Here is an 18,874-nt window from a genome sequence, read left to right on the forward strand (position 1 = left end):
CGAAACAAAGAGGAAGCAGCCCGGCGCCCGGTTGCCCGTTGGCTGGGAGAGCCCCGAGTTGCCTTAGGGTCGCGACGCTCCGGAGCGGGCGCGGCAAGCCGCGCCCTCTCTTTCGTGCATCTGCAAGACTATCAGAAGAAGCCAAGCTTCTTCGGGCTGTAGCTGACCAGCATGTTCTTGGTCTGCTGATAGTGGTCGAGCATCATCTTGTGCGTCTCGCGGCCGATGCCGGACTGCTTGTAGCCGCCGAAGGCCGCATGGGCCGGATAGGCATGGTAGCAATTGGTCCAGACCCGGCCCGCCTGGATCGCCCGGCCGAAACGGTACGCCCTGTTGCCGTCGCGCGTCCAGATGCCGGCGCCGAGGCCGTAGAGCGTGTCGTTGGCGATCGACAGCGCCTCATTATCGTCCTTGAAGGTCGTGACCGAGACGACCGGTCCGAAAATCTCCTCCTGGAAAATGCGCATCTTGTTGTGGCCCTTGAACACGGTGGGCTTCACGTAATAGCCGCCCGCCAGATCGCCGGGCAGCATGTTGCGTGCGCCGCCGGTCAGCACCTCGGCGCCTTCCTCGCGACCGATCTCGATGTAGGACAGGATCTTGTCCAACTGCTCGGAGGATGCCTGTGCCCCGATCATTGTGGCCGGATCGAGCGGATCCCCCTGCACGATCGCCTCGACACGCTTGAGAGCACGCTCCATGAATGTGTCATAGATCGATTCATGGATGAGGGCGCGGCTCGGGCACGTGCAGACTTCGCCCTGGTTCAGCGCGAACATGACGAAGCCTTCGATCGCCTTGTCGAAGAAGTCGTCGTCCTCGGCGACGACATCCTTGAAGAAGATATTGGGCGACTTCCCGCCCAGTTCGAGCGTGACGGGAATGAGGTTCTGGCTGGCATATTGCATGATAAGCCGGCCTGTCGTGGTCTCGCCGGTAAACGCGATCTTGGCAATACGCGGCGAGGACGCGAGAGGCTTGCCGGCCTCGAGACCGTAGCCGTTGACGATGTTGAGCACGCCCGGCGGCAACAGGTCGCCGACGAGATCGGCCCACAGCATGATGGCGGCCGGTGTCTGCTCGGCAGGCTTCAGCACGACGCAATTGCCGGCCGCAAGCGCAGGGGCAAGCTTCCAGCAGGCCATCAGCAGCGGAAAATTCCACGGGATGATCTGGCCAACCACGCCGAGCGGCTCATGGAAATGATAGGCGACGGTGTCGTCGTCTATCTGGGAGAGGCAGCCTTCCTGGCCGCGCAGGGCGCCGGCGAAATAACGGAAATGGTCGATGGCAAGCGGCAGGTCGGCCGCGGTGGTTTCACGGATCGGCTTGCCGTTGTCCCAGGTTTCGGCGCACGCCAGGAAATCGAGGTTCTCCTCCATGCGGTCGGCGATGCGATTGAGGACAAGCGACCGCTCGGCCACGCTGGTGCGCGCCCAGGCGTCCTTGGCCGCGTGCGCCGCGTCGAGGGCGGCTTCGATGTCCTGAGCGTCCGAGCGCGCCACCTCGCACAGCAGTTGCCCGTTCACCGGGGAGAAGTTCTCGAAATAGCGGCCGGAGCGCGGCTCAGCCCATTTGCCGCCAATGAAATTGCCGTAGCGCCTTTCGAAGGGCGCCTTGACCGAACGCGAAAATTCAACCTTGTTCATATCTTCCTCCCAAGCTGACGCCGCGGAATGCGACGCGTGGAGGAGATATGCTTGTGCAGTTGCTGCTTGTCAGGCCATCGAAACCAGGTCGTTCGTGCGAGTGTCGCAGAACTGAGACACTCAGGCTGGCAAACTCAGTGGGCGCGCCGCAATTCGAAGCGCTTCAATTTGCGATGCAGTGTTGCCCGGCTGATCCCAAGCGCCTCGGCGGCAGCCGAAATATTGCCCGAGGTTCGAGCCAAGGCTCTCTGAAGGGCAGCGCGCTCAGCCCGGTCAAGGCTTCCTTCCATGTGTTCGGCACCGCACAACACGTCCATCGCGGGCAGTCTTCTTGCCAGCGATTCCCGTGAAATGCCCAATGCGACTTGTGCCGATCGCGTCGCTCCGATCACCAGATCGTCGGAGTCGATCGCAATCAATCCGCCGAGCCCGCTATGTGTTTCCGGAAGGAGGAGGACACGATCACGCTGGAATACCCGGCGAAAGTTCTCCGCTTCGATCCGACGTGCGGCATCCGCGACGGCGATCGAGATCAGGTTTGTAAACGCCTCGGTCAGATCAGCGCGACAGGACGAAACGTCGAGCGCCGCTGCCAGATTGCCTTCGTGATCGTAGATCGGCGCTGTCGTGCAACTCAGCAAGGTGTTGCGCGTGTAGAAATGCTGATCGCGATGGATGGTCAACGCCCGCCGCTCGGCAAGACAGGTTCCGATGCCATTGGTGCCTTCGCTCTCCTCGCTCCAGACCGAGCCCGTCCACAGTCCCCAGTCCTCGAAGGTCCCGTCATCGGAGGCAGCGCCACGGCGATCCACCGGCACCCCATCACGGTCGGCCAGAAGCACGCAGCAGCCGACTCCGCCCACAGCAAGGTAGAGCCGGTCGAGGCTGGCCTGCGCCGCCATCTGCAACGGCTCAATCCTCTGTCTGGCTCTTCTGAACTCTGCTTCCGTCAGGCGCTTGGGCGATTTGCGCTCGGCCGGATCGAGCCGGTGCAGATTCGATGACCGATGCCACGAGGCGACCAGTGCTGATTTCGCGGCCGCGTCGGTATTGATCGCCGCCTGAACGCAGTCTTCGTGATGGCCGGCTGACTGCCCGCTCATGCTGTCCTCCCGCTTTTTCGAAACTTCTCCTTGCGTGTTCGGCTAGCTTTCTTCTCGGAAATGCCCTGCCACGGTGAAGGTGTTTCCCAAGTCGGTCGCCGACCTGTCAATTCGTCGAAGGAACTAGTTGCCCTCCGACAGGTCGGCGACCGCTCGGGGAAATTCATCGGGGCACGCCATCGGCGGCTAACGCCGTATGTCTACAGGTGATGGGGAGCCATTGATATTGATCCTGCGCAAACCGGCCATCAAATCGCCGGCTCTGCCGCACACGCTACGCGCCTTCGCGCACTCATCGATGATCCGTTCCGGTCACCAATGCCGAGTTCGGCATTGACTTTCGTGATCAACGGAGAACGTTTGCCGTACTGATCCCGCAAAAATAGCACGGCGGCGATTCACCTAAGCCATTGGAAATTTGGTGATCCCGACAGGAATCGAACCTGTGACCTACAGATTAGGAATCTGCCGCTCTATCCTACTGAGCTACGGGACCACGCGGCCTGACACATAGCCGCTTCGGGCCGGTTCGCCAAGGGGTGCGAGGGCGCCGGCGTGAATTGCCGTCGCCCTTCGCCGCTGCATCAGGCCGCCAGCACCGTCTCGGCCAGTTTCACCCAGTAGCTCATGCCGTGTGGGATGACCTCGTCGTTGAAGTCATAGGCCGGATGGTGGAGACCGGCGGTGTCGCCATTGCCGATGAAGATGAAGGCGCCGGGGCGGGCTTCGAGCATGTAGGAAAAATCCTCGCCGCCCATCACCGGCTGGATGGCGCGGTGGACTTGCGCTTCGCCGGCGATGTCGGCCGCGATGTCGCTGGCAAAGACCGTCTCTTCCGGATGGTTGAAGGTGACCGGATAGTTGGCGTCGTAGTCGACCTCGATTGTCGCGCCGAAGGCGGCAGCGATGCCGGAGCAGATGGCGCGGATGCGCTCTTCCGATTTCTTGGCTACTTCCTTCTTCAGCGTGCGAACCGTGCCGGCGATCTCGGCGCTTTCGGGAATGACGTTATAGGCGTCGCCGGCGTGAAATTTCGTCACCGACACCACCACGGCCTCCACCGGGTCGGTGGTGCGCGAGGCGATCGTCTGCAGCGCGCCGACCAATTGGCTGGCGATGACGATCGGGTCGATCGTGCCGTGCGGCATCGCCGCATGGCCGCCGCGGCCCTTGACGGTGATGGTGAATTCGGCGGTGGCCGCCATGATCGGGCCGGGCTTGATGGCGAACTGGCCGACGGGAAGGCCGGGCATGTTGTGCATGCCGAACACTTTCGCGATGCCGAAGCGATCCATCATGCCGTCCTTGACCATCTCGTTGCCGCCGCCGCCGCCTTCCTCGGCCGGCTGGAAGATCACCGCCACAGTGCCGGCGAAATTGCGCGTCTCGGTGAGATATTTGGCGGCGCCGAGCAGCATCGCTGTATGGCCGTCATGGCCGCAGGCATGCATCTTGCCGGGCACCGTCGATGCCCAGGGCTTGCCGGTGATCTCGCCGATCGGCAGCGCGTCCATGTCGGCGCGCAGCCCGACGGTCGGGCCATCGCCCTTGCGGCCGCGGATGATGCCGACGACGCCGGTCCTGCCGAGCCCGGTCACCACCTCGTCGCAGCCGAAGGCCTCGAGCTTGTCGGTGACGAAGGCGGCGGTCTGGAAAACATCGAAATTCAGTTCCGGCGTCTGATGCAGATGGCGTCGCCAGCCGGCGACTTCCTCTTGCATTTCCGCGGCGCGGTTCAGGATTGGCATGATCGGTCCATTTCTTTGTTGGCGCAGGCGGTTCAGATCCGCCGCTCAGCAATTGTGATTGTCTGGCATTTTGCCATTTTGGCGTCACATAGGATAAATAGCACCGCAAGAATGCGATCCGGGGTCGAGGGCCGGGCCGCATTTATGCTGGCGTTGGTGTATGAAATCTTACGGAGCCAGCGGCGACCACGGCAAGAGGCGATTTCGGTAAAGATCATGCGGCAAAGGCATTTCTTCAACCTGTTGCTGGCGGGCGCGCTGGCACTTCCGGTGCTGGCCGGTGCGGCGCGCGCCAATCCGGTGATGCTGTTCGACCTCAAGAGCGGTAAGGTGCTGGAGCACCAGGATGCCTTCAAGCGCTGGTATCCGGCCTCGCTGAGCAAGCTGATGACCGCCTATGTGGCCTTCCGGGCGATTGCCGCCGGCGAGGTGGCGCTTGATTCGCCGATCAAGGTGACCAAGCATTCGGCCGGCGAGCCACCGAGCAAGATGGGCTTCAAGCCCGGTTCGGTGATGCGGCTCGACAACGCGCTGAAGATGATGCTGGTCAAATCCGCCAACGATATCGCCATGGCGGTCGGCGAGAATATCGGCGGATCGCAGGCGGCTTTTGCCGACCGGATGAACGCCGAGGCTGTCCGGCTCGGCATGACCGGAACGCATTACGTCAATCCGAACGGCCTCTATTCGCCCGACCAGTACACGACCGCGCGCGACCTTGCGGTGCTGGTAGCGGCGCTTCGCACCGACTTCCCGCAATATGCGCCATGGTTTTCGATCGAGGGACTTGCCGTCGGCAAGAAGGAGATCCCGAACTACAATCTTCTGATCGGCCGCTATCCCGGCGCTGACGGCATGAAGACAGGCTTCGTGTGCTCGTCCGGATTCAACATGGTCGGTTCGGCAACGCGCAACGGCCGCACGCTGGTGGCCGTGGTGCTCGGCGAGAAATCGGCGGTCAGCCGCGCCGAGGCGGCGGCAAAGCTGCTCGACGAAGGTTTTGACATGCCGGCCGACAATTCGACGACGCTGGCGGCGCTCAAGCCCTATGGCGACACGCTGTCGCCCAACGATATGCATGACGAGATCTGCAAGAAGAAGACGAAGAAAGAGCAGTCGGAAGCTCCCCCCGCCGTTGCCGCCAAGAATGCGCCGAAATCTCCCTATCAGGAAAAGCTCGACCACGTGGCGACGCTGGTGGCGGTCGGGCTCGGCGGCGCCACCGGGCCGGCGCCGAAGGCTTTCGCCGATCAGACCGATCAAAACTATGCCGATGTGCCGCTGCCGATCTGGCGGCCCGACAGGCCGGCGCCGGCCGGCGCCGCACCGGCTGCGACCGGAACGGCCGCTGCCGCCATGCAGGGCGACCAGCCGGTCAAAGCGGCGAACCAGTAGCATGATCCCGAAAAGTGGAAACCGGTTTTCGGAAAAGATCATGCTCAAGCAAACAGCTAGAGCCCATCCTGATAATATCAGGATGGAACAGGCTCTAGCTCGATGAGCGGCTTTCCCATTCCAGTCTCGGTGCTCACCGGCTTTCTCGGCGCCGGCAAGACCACGCTGCTCAACCGGCTGCTGAAAGACCCGGCGCTGGCCGACACGGCGGTCATCATCAACGAGTTCGGCGAGGTGGCGATCGACCATCTGCTGGTCGAGCAGGCTTCCGACGGAATCATCCAGCTTTCCGACGGATGCCTGTGCTGCACGGTGCGCGGCGAGCTTGTCGACACCCTGGCCGATCTTGTCGACCGGCTGCAGACCGGCCGTATCGGCAAGCTTGCCAGGGTCGTCGTCGAGACGACGGGCCTCGCGGACCCCGCACCGGTGCTGCAGTCGATCATGGCGCATCCGGCGCTGGTGCAGGCCTTCCGGCTCGACGGGGTGATCACGCTGGTCGACGCCGTCAACGGCGGGGCAACGCTCGACGCGCATGTCGAGGCGGTGAAGCAGGCGGCGGTTGCCGACCGCATTGTGCTGACCAAGACCGACCTTGCCGACGCGGCCGATGTCGAGGCCTTGCAGGCGCGGCTCAGGCAGATCAATCCGGGCGCGGTGGTTCTCGATGTCAACGATGCCGGGGTGGCGTCGCTGTTCAATTGCGGCCTCTACAACCCCGAAACCAAGACCGCCGATGTGCGGCGCTGGCTTGGCGAGGAAGCCGGGCATGACCATCACCATCATGACCACGACCATGATCATGGCGATCATCATCACGATCACCGCCACGACGAGCGTGTGCGCGCGCATTCGCTCGTCCATAATGGGCCGGTGCCGTTCTCGGCGATCGAGATGTTCCTCGACCTGTTGCGCTCGACGCATGGCGACAAGCTGCTGCGCATGAAGGGCGTCATCGAACTCATGGAAGACCCATCACGGCCGCTGGTCATCCACGGCGTGCAGAAGGTGCTGCATCCGCCGGCAAGGCTGCCTGCCTGGCCGGACGGCCAGCGCGGCACCAGGCTGGTGCTGATCACCCTCGACATGCCGGACGATTATATCCAGCGGCTGTTTGCCGCCTTCACCAACCGGCCGTCGATCGACACGCCGGACCGGGCGGCGCTGGAAGCCAATCCGCTGGCGATTTCCGGATTATAGAGAGGCTATCAGGCCAACCCGCCGCGCTCGACCAGGAAACGGTGGCCGCCGGAGACAGCGGCCGTCTCGATCAACTGATGGCCGGCATCGGCGCAGAAGGCGGGAATATCGATCACGGCCAGCGGGTCGGTGGTCTCCAACCAAAGCCGGCTGCCGGGGCGCATCGCAGCCAGCCGCTTGCGGGCTTTGAGCACCGGCAACGGGCAGTTCAGTCCCTTGAGATCGTAGACAATTGTGCGCTTGGCCACGGTGGAAGCGCTTAGACTGTGATGGCGTTTCGTTGAATCGCCATCACAGTCTAACTCTTTGTTGGAGCATGATCTTTCTCCGAAAACCGGTTCCCACTTTTCGGGATCATGCTCTAGCCGCCGAACATGCCGAGCAGCTTCTTCTTCAGCTTCGTCACCGTGCCTTCGTCAGCAGCGGCCGCCTGCTGTGCTTCCGGCGCCGGCTGAGCGGGTGCCGCCGCTTCGACGCCTGCCGTGACAACCTGCTGCTGAGCAGCCTGCTTGGCGGCTTCCTTCTCGGCCAGCGCCTGGGCTTTGGCGGCTTGCTTGGCGGCTTTCGCTGCCTCGATCGCCGCAACCCGCTGCTCTTCCGCCTTGCGCTTGGCTTCCTTCTCCGCGTCGAGCGCCGCCATCTTGCGGCCGAGCGGGGAGTCGATACGACCCATGCGCGCCGTCTCGGTCACCGATCCGTCGTTATTGAGCGACGGCGGATCGATCGGCACCCGCTCACCGCGGGCGCGCCGCTTCGACCAGTCGGAAACGAGGCTGGCTTCCTTGATGCCGGCAATCGTCGGCTTGGGCGCCGGCGTGCTCGACTTGATGGCCGCGTTGAAGGCCGCATCATAGCTTTTCTCGTAGTCGGCATAGGCCGTCTTCAGGGAATCCGGCTGCGTCATTGCCGGGCACGGGCCGGTCGGATCGAAGGTCGTGCCCTCGGGCGCCACCTGGTTGAAGACATAGCGCTTCTCGCAGACGTCGACCTTGGGCGGCACCTTGGTGATCTCGAAATTGTCGTAGCCGACCTTCAGCATCTTCCAGAATTCGTAGTTCGGATCGTTGCGGTAACGCGCCATGTTGGCGGCGGTCATGCGGAACGGGAAGGCCTGGATCTGGAATTCGGTCTGGCCGCCCTGGAAGGCGTCGCGGCCGAAGGCGTAGATCTGCTCGATCTGCGCGTCGGTCATCGAATAGCAGCCGGAAGACGAGCAGGCGCCATGCACCATCAGGTTCTGACCCGTGCGGCCGTTGGCGCGGTCATAGGCATTGGGGAAGCCGATGTTGAAGGACAAATGATAATGCGAGCGCGGGTTCATCTGCGCCGGGCGTACCGTGTAGAAACCTTCCGGCGCCTGACGGTCGCCCTCGGTGTATTTGGGCCCGAGCTTGCCCGACCATTTGCAGATGTCGTAGCTGGCGACGAGATCGTAGCGGCCGTTGGTCTTCGCCTTCCAGATCTCAAGCTTACCTTCTTCCTTGAAGATGCGCGCCATCACCGAGGAGGTGCGCACCATGCCCTTCGCCTTCATGTCGGCAAGGATCTTGTCCGGCAGCGGCTTGTTGGCCTCCGGCGCGAAATCCTTCATCGACGAATCGTTGCAGCCGGCGACGCCTATCGCGGCGATCAGGATTCCGGTGCGGGCAAGCTTGGCAAGCATCGATACAGCTATGTCTTTTCTTTCGGGCCAATGGCTTCGGCGTGGCCGAGCCCGTACGCTGAACACCGACGGACGGTAAGCCCGTTAACCTTGAAAATTCCTTACCGCAAGCCTCGGCCAACCCCTCGCGGCATTTTCCCAACCCTTGCAGCTATCTGATTGAGCCGAATGCGGCGGCATTTTTGTGGCGGAATCGTGCCCGGCCGCCACTTTGCAACGCAGCGTGGTGTTAGAGGCTGCGGCCCATCGCCAGGTATTTCTCGCGGCGCTGCTCGCGGAAATCGGTATTGGCGCCGGCAAAGTCCTTCATCGTCCTGGCGATGAGATCGCCGGTGGCGGCGATCACCGTTTCGGGAGCGCGCTGGGCGCCGCCGACCGGCTCGGGGACGATGGCATCGATGATCTTCATCTCGAGAAGATCCTGGGCGGTGATCTTCATGTTGACCGCCGCGTCCTTCGAGCGCGTGGTGTCGCGCCACAGGATCGACGCCGCGCCCTCCGGCGAGATCACCGAATAGATGGCATGCTCCAGCATATAGACGCGGTTGGCGGTGGCGATCGCGATAGCGCCACCCGAGCCGCCTTCGCCGATGACCACCGAAACCGACGGCACCTTGAGCGCCAGACAGGCGGAGGTCGAGCGCGCAATGGCCTCGGCCTGGCCGCGCTCCTCGGCCTCGACGCCGGGATAGGCGCCGGCGGTGTCGACCAGCGTCAGCAGCGGGATGTTGAAACGGTCGGCCAGTTCCATCAGCCGCACCGCCTTGCGGTAGCCCTCGGGGCGCACCGAGCCGAAATTGTGCTTGATGCGGCTTGCCGTGTCCGCGCCCTTCTCCTGGCCGATCACCGCCACCGGTTCGCCGCGGAAGCGGGCGAACCCGCCGACGATCGCCTGGTCGTCGCCGAAATTGCGGTCGCCGGCGAGCGGGGTGAAATCGCTGAACAGGCCCTTGATGTAGTCGACGCAGTGCGGCCTGTCCGGGTGGCGCGCCACCTGCACCTTCTGCCACGGCGTCAGCGCCTTGTAGAGGTCGCGCAGCGCGTCGCGCGAACGCTTTTCCAGCCGACTGATCTCTTCCGCGACATCGACCGCCTCGCCGGTTTCGGCAAGCTTCTTCAGCTCCAGGATCTTGAGCTCCAGATCCTGCACCGGCTTTTCGAAATCGAGGTAATTGTACATGCTTGGGCGGACCGATCCGTCGGAAGGCAATGGCGGGCGGAACCTTAAGAAATGCTGGCTCCGGGCGGTGGAACGTCGCCCTCACATAGCGATATGAGGCCTAGTCGGCAAGCGGATGATGATCGTTGACGAGCCGCACCAGCCGCTCCTCCAGCACATGCGTGTAGATCTGCGTGGTCGAGATATCGGCATGGCCGAGCAACTGCTGCACTGCCCTGAGATCGGCGCCGTTCTGCAGCAGATGGCTGGCAAAGGCATGGCGCAGCACATGCGGCGAGATCTTGGCGGCGGCGATGCCGGCGCGGGCGGCGAGCCCCTTGAGGTCGCGCGCAAAGACCTGCCGGGAAAGGTGGCCGCTGTCGGAGGCGGCCGGAAACAGGAACGGGCTGTCGGCAAAGGCGGGCACCGCGGCCCTGGCGGCGAGCCAGGCGCGCATGGCGGCGCGCGCCTTGGCCGACAGCGGCACCATGCGCTCCTTGTTTCCCTTGCCGCGCACCATGAAGAAACGGTCGTCGCGCAGCGCCACCGTCACCGGCAGGCCTACCAGCTCCGAAACGCGCAAACCCGTGGCATAGAGCACCTCGACCAGCGCATGCAGCCGTTGCGCCGCCAGCGCATCGCCGTCCGGTCCGCCACCGCCCGCCTCCTGCGCGGCGCGGTCGAGCAGCCGGCCGGTCTCGGCCTCGCTCATCGTCTTCGGCAGCGGCCGGCCCTTCCTGGGACTGTCCAGCGTGCCGGTCGGATCGTCGCCGCGCAGGCCCTCGGCGTAGAGGAACTTGAAGAATTGCCGGATCGCCGACAGTTTGCGCGCCTGCGAGGCCGGCGCGAAGCCACGCGCGGCGATGTCGTCGAGATAGGCGCGGATGTCGGCCGCACCGGCAGCCGCCAGCCCGCCGCCGATGGCGTTCGAAGCGTCCTCTAGATCGCGGCGGTAGGAGGAAAGCGTGTTTTCGGCTGCACCGCGCTCGGCGCTCATCATCTCCAGGAAGGCTTCGATGCGGGCCGCGCTGTTCATTCAGGTCGGATCAGTTCTTCTTCGGATTGAGCTTTTCCGCCGGAATACGGACGCTCATTTCCGCCTTTTTCGGCTCCACGAATATCGCCAGCGCGAACATCGTGCCGTAGGCAATGCCTGCAAGAACCGCCAGCGTCACGACAAACCGAAACAATGTCGGCATTCAATTCTTGCCCGTTTTCTTGTTCTGCGATTCCAAGCCCTGTGCCCTTATGGGACGCCAATCCGGGCAATTCAAGGACGAAGGATTTTGTTCGACCGAGGTTCAGGCGTGGACGACCGCGCGACGGGCGGCTTTCCGGGCCGTGCTTGACGCAAACAGGCTTTTGATGTCGATACGGCGCAAAGAGGGTTTCGCATGAACGCGCTACCAGCAAATCCGCCGGACGAAGGCCGTGTCGCGCTGCTCGAGCAGCTCGGCAGCCGGTCGGTTGTCTTTGTCGGCCTGATGGGGGCGGGCAAGACGGCGATCGGCCGCAAGGTGGCGACGATGCTTTCGCTGCCCTTCATCGACAGCGACCAGGAGATCGAGAGCGTTTCGCGCATGACCGTGCCTGAACTGTTCGAACGTTATGGCGAGGCCGAATTCCGCGCACTGGAGCAGCGGGTGATCCTGCGCCTCCTGGAAAGCGGCCCGCAGGTCCTGTCGACCGGCGGCGGCGCCTTCATGAACCCGCAGACGCGCGAGGCGATCGCCAGCCATGGCGTATCGGTCTGGCTGAAGGCCGATCTCGATCTCTTGATGGAGCGGGTCGCCAAAAAGCAGAACCGTCCGCTGCTGAAAAACCCCGACCCGCGCGGTGTGCTGGAGCGGCTGATGGAGGAGCGTCACCCGATCTATGCCACCGCCGACATGACGGTCGCGACCCGCGACGACCGCAAGGAGGTCATTGCCGGCGAGGTCATCGCGGCGCTTTGCGCGCATCTCGGTGTCGCCGCGATCACTGCCAGCGACGAGGTGCACCCGTGAGCGATGTCGCGCCGGTGAAGGTCGAGGTCGGGCTCGGCGAACGCGCCTACGACATCTTGATCGGACCCGGCCTGTTGTCCGGCGCCGGAGTGGAAATTGCTGGCCGCCTTCCCGGCACGCGCGCGGCCATCGTCACCGACGAAAATGTCGCCGTCGCGCATCTCGAAACGCTGCAGGCGGGACTGAGCAAGGGCGGCGTCGAGGCGGCCGTCATCACGCTGCCGGCCGGCGAAAAGACCAAGAGCTTTGCCCATCTCGAGGAGGTGGTCGATGGCGTGCTCGCCGCCAGGCTGGAGCGCCGCGACGCGATCATCGCGCTCGGCGGCGGCGTCATCGGCGACCTCGCCGGTTTTGCCGCCGGCATCGTGCGGCGCGGCATGAATTTCGTGCAGGTGCCGACCTCGCTGCTGGCGCAGGTCGATTCCTCCGTCGGCGGCAAGACCGGCATCAACAGCGCGCGCGGCAAGAACCTCGTCGGCGTCTTCCACCAACCGAAACTGGTCCTGGCCGATACCGGCGTGCTCGACACGCTGCCGATCCGCGAATTCCGCGCCGGTTATGCCGAACTGGTCAAATACGGGCTGATCGACCGACCGGCCTTCTTCGCCTGGCTGGAGGAGAATTGGCACGACGTGTTCGCCGGCGGTCCGGCGCGCATAGAGGCGATCGCACAAGCCTGCCGGGCGAAGGCCGACGTCGTTGCCCGCGACGAGTTCGAGACCGGCGACCGCGCGCTGCTCAATCTCGGCCACACCTTCGGCCACGCGCTCGAAGCCGCCACGCAGTATGACGGCGCCCGCCTCATCCATGGCGAGGGCGTCGCCATCGGCATGGCGCTGGCGCATCGCTTCTCGGCGCGTCTCAACCTGGCCAGCCCGGACGACGGCGCGCGCGTCGAGGCGCATCTTCGCGCCGTCGGCCTGCCGTGGCGGATGGCCGACATCCCCGGCGAATTGCCCGACGCGGAAACACTGCTTGACTTCATCACCCAGGATAAGAAGGTGTCGCGCGGCGCGCTGACCTTCATCCTGACGCGCGGTATCGGCCAGTCCTTTATCGCCAAGGATGTGCCGGCCTCGGAAGTGCTGACCTTCCTCAAGATGAGCCATCCCGACTGGCTCAAGACGAGCCATTCGGGATGACCGATACCGGCTGGATCGTCGCTGCCGTCCTGGCCGGCATCGTGCTGCTGGCCCTCTTCTTCCGCACACGCCTGCTTGCCGCCTTCGGCTACGCACTGCAGCCCATCGAATCGCAGCGGCCAGCGGATGAGGAGGCGCGTGAGCCCACCGACGCATCCCGCCGCGAGGCGCAGGCGGAACGCGAGCATCGCAACCAGTTGGGCGGCCTGTTCGACCTCGAAGAGCTCGAAGTCTCCGACATCATGGTTCACCGCACCAACATGCGCTCCGTCAATGCCGACAATCCGCCGGAAGCGGTGGTGCGCGAGATTCTGCAGAGCCCCCATACCCGGATGCCTTTGTGGAAGGGCTCGCTCGACAACATTGTCGGCGTGCTGCACGCCAAGGATTTGCTGAGGGCGCTCAACGACGTCGGCAACGACTTTTCCCAGATCGACGTGATGAAAATCGCCTCGAAACCATGGTTCGTGCCCGATACGACCACCTTGCAGGAACAGCTTAACGCTTTTCTGCGCCGCAAGACGCATTTCGCCATCGTCGTCGATGAATATGGCGAGGTGGAAGGGCTGGTGACGCTGGAGGATATCATTGAGGAGATCGTCGGCGAGATCGCCGACGAGCACGATGTCGATATGCAAGGCGTCAAGCAGGAGGCGGACGGCTCGGTCGTCGTCGACGGCACGGTGCCGATCCGCGATCTGAACCGCGCGCTCGACTGGCACCTGCCCGACGAGGAGGCGACGACAATCGCCGGCCTGGTCATCCACGAGACGCAGTCGATCCCCGAGGAAAAGCAGGCCTTCACCTTCCACGGCAAGCGCTTCGTGGTGATGAAGCGTGACAAGAACCGCATTTCGAGGTTGAGGATCAGGCCCGCCGGCGAGGGCTGAGCGCGGCTGCTTCGGTCAAAGGTCCTTGGTCGAGCGCTCGCCAAGCGTTGCGCCCGTTTCGGCGTCGACCGCCGCCAGGCTGACGTCATAACCCCAGAGGCTGCGGATATGGCGCAGCGTCGCGTCGCGGCTGTCATCCTCGAGCGCGATGCCGTCCTTGACCTTGTGCTGCAGCCGCAAATGCCGGTCGCCCAGCAGGTCCACATCCGTCACCTGAATGTCGGGCTGGCTCGCCCCGACGTCATAGTTGTTGGCCAGCGCGGCCCGTATCCTGCTGTAGCCGCGCTCGTTATGGATCGATGCGACCTCGTAATGGGGAAGGTCCGCGCTGTCAGCCAAGGCAAACAGCCGCCATTTGCGTATCAGGGTCGGGCTCAGGTACTGGCGAATGAAGGATTCGTCGCGGTGATTGGCCCAGGCGTCGAGCAAGGTCTCCAGCCAGTCGCCACGGCCGGCAATGTCCGGGAACCAGTCGCGGTCTTCCCTGGTGGGATTTGTCGAGATGCGCTGGATGTCCTGCATCATGTCGAGACCGAGGGCATAGGGATTGATGCCGGAAAACCGCGGATCGTCGAAGGCCGGCTGGAAGATCACGTTCGAATGGTTGCGCAGGATTTCGAGCATGGCGCCTTCGCTGATCCGGCCCCGGTCGAAAAGCATGTTCATGAGCGTGTAGTGCACGAAGGTGGCGCAGCCTTCGTTCATGACCTGGGTCTGGCGCTGCGGATAGAAATATTGCGCGATGACGCGAACGATCCTCAGGATTTCGCGCTGCCAGGGCTGAAGCACCAGGCTGTTCTTTTCAAGGAAGTAGAGCAGGTTCTCCTCTGGAAGATTGAGCGACTTCTTACGCTCGGCGGCATCGTCGGCGATCTCGGCGGGCTTGCCGCCGTCTTTCGACGGGGGCAGCGTGCGCCAGAGATCGTTGTAGGAGCGCTCCTCATATTCCAGGCGCTCGCGCAGCTCTTCGCACTGCATTTCAGAGGACAGCTTCGGCGGGTGGCGATATCTGAACACGCCCTGTCCCATCAGCGCATGGGCCGCATCGAGAACGGCCTCGACGGCGGCCAGGCCATGCTTTTCCTCGCAGCGGGCGATGTAGCTCTTGGCAAAATCCAGATAGCTTAAAATGGCGCCGGCATCCGTCCACTGCCGGAACAGATGGTTGTTCTTGAAGAAATGGTTGTGGCCAAGGGCCGCGTGGGCCGTCACCAGGGCCTGCAAGGCCATGGTGTTCTCCTCCATCAGGTAGACGATGCAGGGATTGGAGTTGATGACGAGCTCATAGGCAAGGCCGCGGCCGCCTTTGCGGTAAAGCAGTTCCTGGAAGAGAAAATGCTTGCCGAACGACCAATGCCGATACATCAGCGGCATGCCGACCGATGAATAGGCGTCGAGCATCTGCTCCGAGGAGATGACCTCCATCTGCACCGGATAGATGTCGAGGTGAAGCTCTTCGACCGCGAGCGCCTCGATGGCTTCGTAGGCGCGCGACAGCGTCTGGAAATTCCAGTCCGAACCGGAAAACAGCAAATCGGATGTTGGAGCCTGCTTTGGCATCCCACAATTCCCTCAACGGCTCTTCTGGAGTTCCAGCGACCTGGTGAAAAGCTTGCGGAAGACGGGGTAGATATCGGCGGCCGTGGCAATGCGGCTTATCGCGAAGTTCGGCCACCGCTCCTTGACGACCTTGTAGGCACGCCAGAGCGACGTCCCGTTCTCGGTGGAACCGAAGATGTGGCTTTCGCGCTCGTCGATGATCTCGACATAGGCGAAATACTGGCACAGACGCATGATCTCGCCGTCGAGCAGGGCGATGCAATGCGCGGAATCGGCAGCGAAATTGTCGCCGTCCGAAGCCTGGGCGGCATAGATGTTCCACTCGCGGCTGGGGTAACGCTCATCGATAATGCGCTGCATCTCCTCCAGGGCCTTGGAGACCACCGTGCCGCCGCTCTGCGTGCTGTGGAAGAATGTGTCCTCGTCCACCTCCTGGGCTTCGTGGGTATGGCGGATGAAGACGATTTCGGTCCGGTCGTAGCGCCGCTTCAGGAAGAGGTGCAGCAGCACGAAAAAGCGCTTGGCCAGGTCCTTCTCGCGCTCGCCCATGGAGCCGGACACGTCCATCAGGCAGAACATGACTGCATTGGCATTCGGCAGGGGCTGCGCTTCGAAGCGGTTGAAGCGGATGTCGACAGGATCGACATAGGCGATCACCTTGCGGCGGCGCTCGAGCCGATCGAGTTCTGCTTGCAATGCCAAGATGCGCTGGCGCGTCGCGGCGTCCGCAGTGCCCGACTCAAGGGGCGCGAGCTCCGCGAGGATGGCGTCGAGCTCTTCGCGCTTGGGCCGCTTGAGCGCGATGCGGCGGCCATGACTGTTTCGCATCGTGCGCCCGATATTGATGTTGGTCGGCGAGCCGGCCGCCGCGAAGCCGGCGCGCCGCGGCCTGAAGGTCAGAATTTCCTTGAGGCTGAGCTTGACCAGGTCGGGCAGTTCCAGATCCTCGAAGAACAGGTCGAGCACCTCTTCGCGGGAGAGGACGAAACGAAAATCATCTTCCGACGGCGTCAGCCCGGGCCCCGATCCCATGCCGCCGCCTTGCCTTGGCTTCGGCAGCCGATCGCCGGCGGAGAAATGCTTGTTCCCGGGCAGCACATGATGCCGCGCGCCGCTATCCTTGGCATCGGTGAAGCTCGGCTCGCTGGTGCCGCTGGCGGGCATCGAAACGGTATGCTCGCCATCCGCATCGGAAATCCTGCCGGTTCGGATCTGGTCGCGGATGCTTCGCTTCAGCTCCGCGCGCGCCCGCCGCAGGAAGCGCTGGCGATTGCCGAGGCTCTTGTCCTTCGGGTTCAGGCGGCGATCGATGAAGATGGGCATGGGCGGCCTTGGCTCAACCCGCCTTGTCGACGCGCATGTACCAGTCCACCAGCCGGCGGACCTGGCGTTCGGTATAGCCGCGCTCGACCATCCGCTGCACGAACTCGGTGTGCCGCTTGGCCGTGACGCTGTCCTGCTTGGAGCCGAAGCTGATCACCGGCAGCAGGTCCTCGACCTGGCCGAACATGCGTTTTTCGATCACCTCGCGCAGCTTTTCATAGCTGGTCCAGGATGGATTGCGGCCGTGATTCCTGGCCCGCGCACGCAGTGTGAACTTCACCACCTCGTTGCGGAAGTCCTTGGGATTGGCGATGCCGGCCGGCTTTTCGACCTGGGACAGTTCGTTGTCGAGAACCTCGCGGTTCAGGATCTGGCCGGTGTCGGGATCCTTGTAGTCCTGGTCCTCGATCCAGGCGTCGGCATAGGCGATGTAGCGGTCGAACAGGTTCTGGCCGTATTCGCTGTAGGACTCCAGATACGCCTTCTGGATCTCATGGCCGATGAATTCGGCGTAGCGGGTGGCGAGCTCGGATTTCAGGAAGTCGAGATAGGCCGCTTCGGTTTCCTTCGGGAACTGCTCGCGCTTGATCGCCTGCTCCAGGATATACATCAGATGCACCGGATCGGCGGCCACCTCCTTGGTGTCGTAGTTGAAGGTCTGCGACAGGATCTTGAAAGCAAAGCGCGTGCTGACGCCGGTCATGCCTTCGTCCACTCCGGCCGCATCGCGGTATTCCTGGATGGACTTCGCCTTGGGGTCCACCTCCTTCAGGTTCTCGCCGTCGTAAACCCGCATCTTGGTATAGAGCGGCGAATTGTCATGCTCGGCCAGACGGGTCGAGACGGTGAAGCGGCTGAGCAGGTCGAGGACTTCCGGCGCGCATGGCGAAGACGCCAGTTCGCTTTCGCGCAGCAGCTTCTCGTAAATCTGCCGCTCTTCGGTGATGCGCAGGCAATAGGGCACCTTGACGACCAGTATGCGGTCAAGGAACGCCTCGTTGTTCTTGTTGCTCTTGAACTGCAGCCATTCCGACTCGTTGGAGTGGGCCACGATGATGCCCTGGTAGGGGAACGATCCGAAATTCTCGGTGCCGTTGTAGCTGCCTTCCTGGGTCGCCGTCAGCAAGGGGTGCAGAACCTTGATCGGCGCCTTGAACATCTCGACGAATTCGAGCAGGCCCTGCGTCGTGCGGTTCAGTCCGCCGCTGTAGGAATAGGCGTCGGGATCGGATTGGCTGAAATTCTCCAGCTGTCGGATATCGACCTTGCCGACCAGGGCCGAGACGTCCTGGTTGTTCTCGTCGCCTGGCTCGGTCTTGGCGATGCTGATCTGACGCAGCCGCGAGGGCATCAATTTGACCACGCTGAACTTGGAGATGTCGCCGGACAATTCGTCGAGGCGCTTGGCCGCCCACGGCGAGATCAGGCCGCTCAGCCGGCGCCGGGCGATACCGTATTTGTCCTCCAAAAGGTCACCCATGCGGTCTGGATTGAAAAGCCCGAGCGGGGATTCGAAAACCGGGCTGATCTTGTCGCCGATCTTCAATGTGTAGATCGGGCGCTCTTCCATGAGCTTCTTGAGCCGCTCGGCCAGGGAGGACTTGCCGCCGCCCACGGGTCCCAGAAGATAGAGGATCTGCCTGCGCTCCTCGAGCCCCTGTGAAGCGTAGCGGAAGTAGCCGGCGATCCGCTCGATCGTGTCTTCCATGCCGTAGAAGTCGGCGAAGGAGGGGTAGATCTTGATTGTCCTGTTGGCGAATATCCGGCCGAGTCGCTCGTCCTTGCTGGTGTCGAAAAACGTCGGTTCACCGATCGCCGTCACCATCCGCTCGGCCGCGGAGGCATACATCGACTTGTCCTCGCGGCAGGCCAGGAGGTATTGCTGGAGGCTCATCTCCTCCTGGGCCGCACTGGTGTAAATCTTCGAAAACAGGTCGAAGACGTCGGATTGATTCTCGCGCATGATGCCTTGCCCTCGGAGCCGCTGTGGCTGCCAGTCGGCTCATCACGTATTCAACTGCCGGAAGTGCGTTGCG

The 18,874-nt window shown here is 63.2% G+C and carries 16 protein-coding genes and 1 tRNA gene; 5 read left to right on the forward strand and 12 right to left on the reverse strand.

Annotated features, from left to right (window positions below; all coding sequences use genetic code 11):
• Positions 1 to 131: 131 nt before the first annotated feature.
• The 4 genes from adh to FJ974_RS06875 form a co-directional block, all read right to left on the reverse strand.
• On the reverse strand, positions 132 to 1,649 hold the full coding sequence (gene adh / locus FJ974_RS06860; RefSeq protein ID WP_140533984.1) for an aldehyde dehydrogenase: 1,518 nt from the start codon (positions 1,647 to 1,649) through the stop codon (positions 132 to 134).
• 134 nt (positions 1,650 to 1,783) lie between these two features.
• Positions 1,784 to 2,752: a helix-turn-helix domain-containing protein gene (locus FJ974_RS06865; RefSeq protein WP_140533985.1), complete on the reverse strand. Its 969-nt coding sequence runs from the start codon at positions 2,750 to 2,752 to the stop codon at positions 1,784 to 1,786.
• A gap of 419 nt (positions 2,753 to 3,171) precedes the next feature.
• Positions 3,172 to 3,248, reverse strand: a tRNA-Arg gene (locus FJ974_RS06870).
• Positions 3,249 to 3,336: 88 nt separating this feature from the next.
• A complete protein-coding gene (locus tag FJ974_RS06875; protein WP_140533986.1) occupies positions 3,337 to 4,500 on the reverse strand; it encodes a M20 aminoacylase family protein in 1,164 nt (387 codons plus the stop codon).
• Positions 4,501 to 4,716: 216 nt separating this feature from the next.
• On the opposite strand from FJ974_RS06875, the gene FJ974_RS06880 reads away from it, so the two are divergent.
• Entirely contained in the window at positions 4,717 to 5,895 is a 1,179-nt protein-coding gene (locus FJ974_RS06880; protein WP_140533987.1) for a D-alanyl-D-alanine carboxypeptidase family protein, read from the forward strand.
• Positions 5,896 to 5,997: 102 nt separating this feature from the next.
• Complete coding sequence (locus FJ974_RS06885; RefSeq protein ID WP_140533988.1) at positions 5,998 to 7,095, forward strand: CobW family GTP-binding protein; 1,098 nt, start codon at positions 5,998 to 6,000, stop codon at positions 7,093 to 7,095.
• Positions 7,096 to 7,103: 8 nt separating this feature from the next.
• Here the strand turns inward: FJ974_RS06885 and FJ974_RS06890 are convergent, their stop codons facing one another.
• The 5 genes from FJ974_RS06890 to FJ974_RS06910 all read right to left on the reverse strand — a co-directional run bounded on the left by FJ974_RS06890 (position 7,104) and on the right by FJ974_RS06910 (position 11,116).
• Entirely contained in the window at positions 7,104 to 7,343 is a 240-nt protein-coding gene (locus FJ974_RS06890; protein WP_140533989.1) for a sulfurtransferase TusA family protein, read from the reverse strand.
• 113 nt (positions 7,344 to 7,456) lie between these two features.
• Positions 7,457 to 8,758: a L,D-transpeptidase family protein gene (locus FJ974_RS06895; RefSeq protein WP_140533990.1), complete on the reverse strand. Its 1,302-nt coding sequence runs from the start codon at positions 8,756 to 8,758 to the stop codon at positions 7,457 to 7,459.
• Positions 8,759 to 8,987: 229 nt separating this feature from the next.
• Positions 8,988 to 9,938, reverse strand: coding sequence for an acetyl-CoA carboxylase carboxyltransferase subunit alpha (locus tag FJ974_RS06900; RefSeq protein WP_140533991.1), 951 nt, complete (start codon positions 9,936 to 9,938; stop codon positions 8,988 to 8,990).
• A 100-nt stretch (positions 9,939 to 10,038) separates the two neighbouring features.
• A complete protein-coding gene (locus FJ974_RS06905) occupies positions 10,039 to 10,953 on the reverse strand; it encodes a site-specific tyrosine recombinase XerD (RefSeq protein WP_226891508.1) in 915 nt (304 codons plus the stop codon).
• A gap of 10 nt (positions 10,954 to 10,963) precedes the next feature.
• Positions 10,964 to 11,116, reverse strand: a complete 153-nt coding sequence (locus FJ974_RS06910; RefSeq protein WP_140533849.1) for a histidine kinase — start codon at positions 11,114 to 11,116, stop codon at positions 10,964 to 10,966.
• A gap of 195 nt (positions 11,117 to 11,311) precedes the next feature.
• Between FJ974_RS06910 and FJ974_RS06915 the strand changes: the two genes are divergently transcribed.
• The 3 genes from FJ974_RS06915 to FJ974_RS06925 are packed head-to-tail and all read left to right on the forward strand — an operon-like array spanning position 11,312 to position 13,955.
• On the forward strand, positions 11,312 to 11,923 hold the full coding sequence (locus tag FJ974_RS06915) for a shikimate kinase (protein WP_140533848.1): 612 nt from the start codon (positions 11,312 to 11,314) through the stop codon (positions 11,921 to 11,923).
• Positions 11,920 to 13,065, forward strand: coding sequence for a 3-dehydroquinate synthase (gene aroB / locus FJ974_RS06920; protein ID WP_140533847.1), 1,146 nt, complete (start codon positions 11,920 to 11,922; stop codon positions 13,063 to 13,065). Before FJ974_RS06915 ends, aroB begins: the two co-directional genes overlap by 4 nt.
• Positions 13,062 to 13,955 carry an HlyC/CorC family transporter gene (locus FJ974_RS06925; protein WP_140533846.1) on the forward strand — a complete coding sequence of 298 codons (894 nt, stop codon included), beginning with the start codon at positions 13,062 to 13,064 and terminating at the stop codon, positions 13,953 to 13,955. Before aroB ends, FJ974_RS06925 begins: the two co-directional genes overlap by 4 nt.
• 15 nt (positions 13,956 to 13,970) lie before the next feature.
• On the opposite strand, the gene FJ974_RS06930 is transcribed toward FJ974_RS06925, so the two are convergent.
• Genes FJ974_RS06930 through FJ974_RS06940 form a run of 3 tightly spaced genes read right to left on the reverse strand, consistent with a single transcriptional unit; the run spans position 13,971 to position 18,801 of the window.
• Entirely contained in the window at positions 13,971 to 15,515 is a 1,545-nt protein-coding gene (locus tag FJ974_RS06930) for a SpoVR family protein (RefSeq protein ID WP_140533845.1), read from the reverse strand.
• Between the two features lie 12 nt (positions 15,516 to 15,527).
• The gene (locus FJ974_RS06935; protein WP_140533844.1) at positions 15,528 to 16,838 is read right to left on the reverse strand and encodes a YeaH/YhbH family protein; all 1,311 of its coding nucleotides are present in this window, start codon (positions 16,836 to 16,838) and stop codon (positions 15,528 to 15,530) included.
• Between the two features lie 13 nt (positions 16,839 to 16,851).
• Positions 16,852 to 18,801, reverse strand: coding sequence for a PrkA family serine protein kinase (locus FJ974_RS06940; protein WP_140533843.1), 1,950 nt, complete (start codon positions 18,799 to 18,801; stop codon positions 16,852 to 16,854).
• Positions 18,802 to 18,874: the final 73 nt, after the last annotated feature.

Origin of the sequence: Mesorhizobium sp. B1-1-8 (genome assembly GCF_006442795.2) — a bacterium.
Classification (GTDB): domain Bacteria; phylum Pseudomonadota; class Alphaproteobacteria; order Rhizobiales; family Rhizobiaceae; genus Mesorhizobium.

Excerpts from the sequence above, each read along its gene's own strand:
- FJ974_RS06880 (WP_140533987.1), top strand. The coding sequence starts at position 4,717 with ATGCGGCAAAGGCATTTCTTCAACCTGTTGCTGGCGGGCGCGCTGGCA.
- FJ974_RS06875 (WP_140533986.1), bottom strand. The coding sequence starts at position 4,500 with ATGCCAATCCTGAACCGCGCCGCGGAAATGCAAGAGGAAGTCGCCGGC.
- FJ974_RS06930 (WP_140533845.1), bottom strand. The coding sequence starts at position 15,515 with ATGCCAAAGCAGGCTCCAACATCCGATTTGCTGTTTTCCGGTTCGGAC.
- FJ974_RS06915 (WP_140533848.1), top strand. The coding sequence starts at position 11,312 with ATGAACGCGCTACCAGCAAATCCGCCGGACGAAGGCCGTGTCGCGCTG.
- FJ974_RS06865 (WP_140533985.1), bottom strand. The coding sequence starts at position 2,752 with ATGAGCGGGCAGTCAGCCGGCCATCACGAAGACTGCGTTCAGGCGGCG.
- FJ974_RS06885 (WP_140533988.1), top strand. The coding sequence starts at position 5,998 with ATGAGCGGCTTTCCCATTCCAGTCTCGGTGCTCACCGGCTTTCTCGGC.
- adh (WP_140533984.1), bottom strand. The coding sequence starts at position 1,649 with ATGAACAAGGTTGAATTTTCGCGTTCGGTCAAGGCGCCCTTCGAAAGG.
- FJ974_RS06910 (WP_140533849.1), bottom strand. The coding sequence starts at position 11,116 with ATGCCGACATTGTTTCGGTTTGTCGTGACGCTGGCGGTTCTTGCAGGC.
- FJ974_RS06925 (WP_140533846.1), top strand. The coding sequence starts at position 13,062 with ATGACCGATACCGGCTGGATCGTCGCTGCCGTCCTGGCCGGCATCGTG.
- FJ974_RS06900 (WP_140533991.1), bottom strand. The coding sequence starts at position 9,938 with ATGTACAATTACCTCGATTTCGAAAAGCCGGTGCAGGATCTGGAGCTC.
- FJ974_RS06935 (WP_140533844.1), bottom strand. The coding sequence starts at position 16,838 with ATGCCCATCTTCATCGATCGCCGCCTGAACCCGAAGGACAAGAGCCTC.
- FJ974_RS06895 (WP_140533990.1), bottom strand. The coding sequence starts at position 8,758 with ATGCTTGCCAAGCTTGCCCGCACCGGAATCCTGATCGCCGCGATAGGC.
- FJ974_RS06940 (WP_140533843.1), bottom strand. The coding sequence starts at position 18,801 with ATGCGCGAGAATCAATCCGACGTCTTCGACCTGTTTTCGAAGATTTAC.
- FJ974_RS06905 (WP_226891508.1), bottom strand. The coding sequence starts at position 10,953 with ATGAACAGCGCGGCCCGCATCGAAGCCTTCCTGGAGATGATGAGCGCC.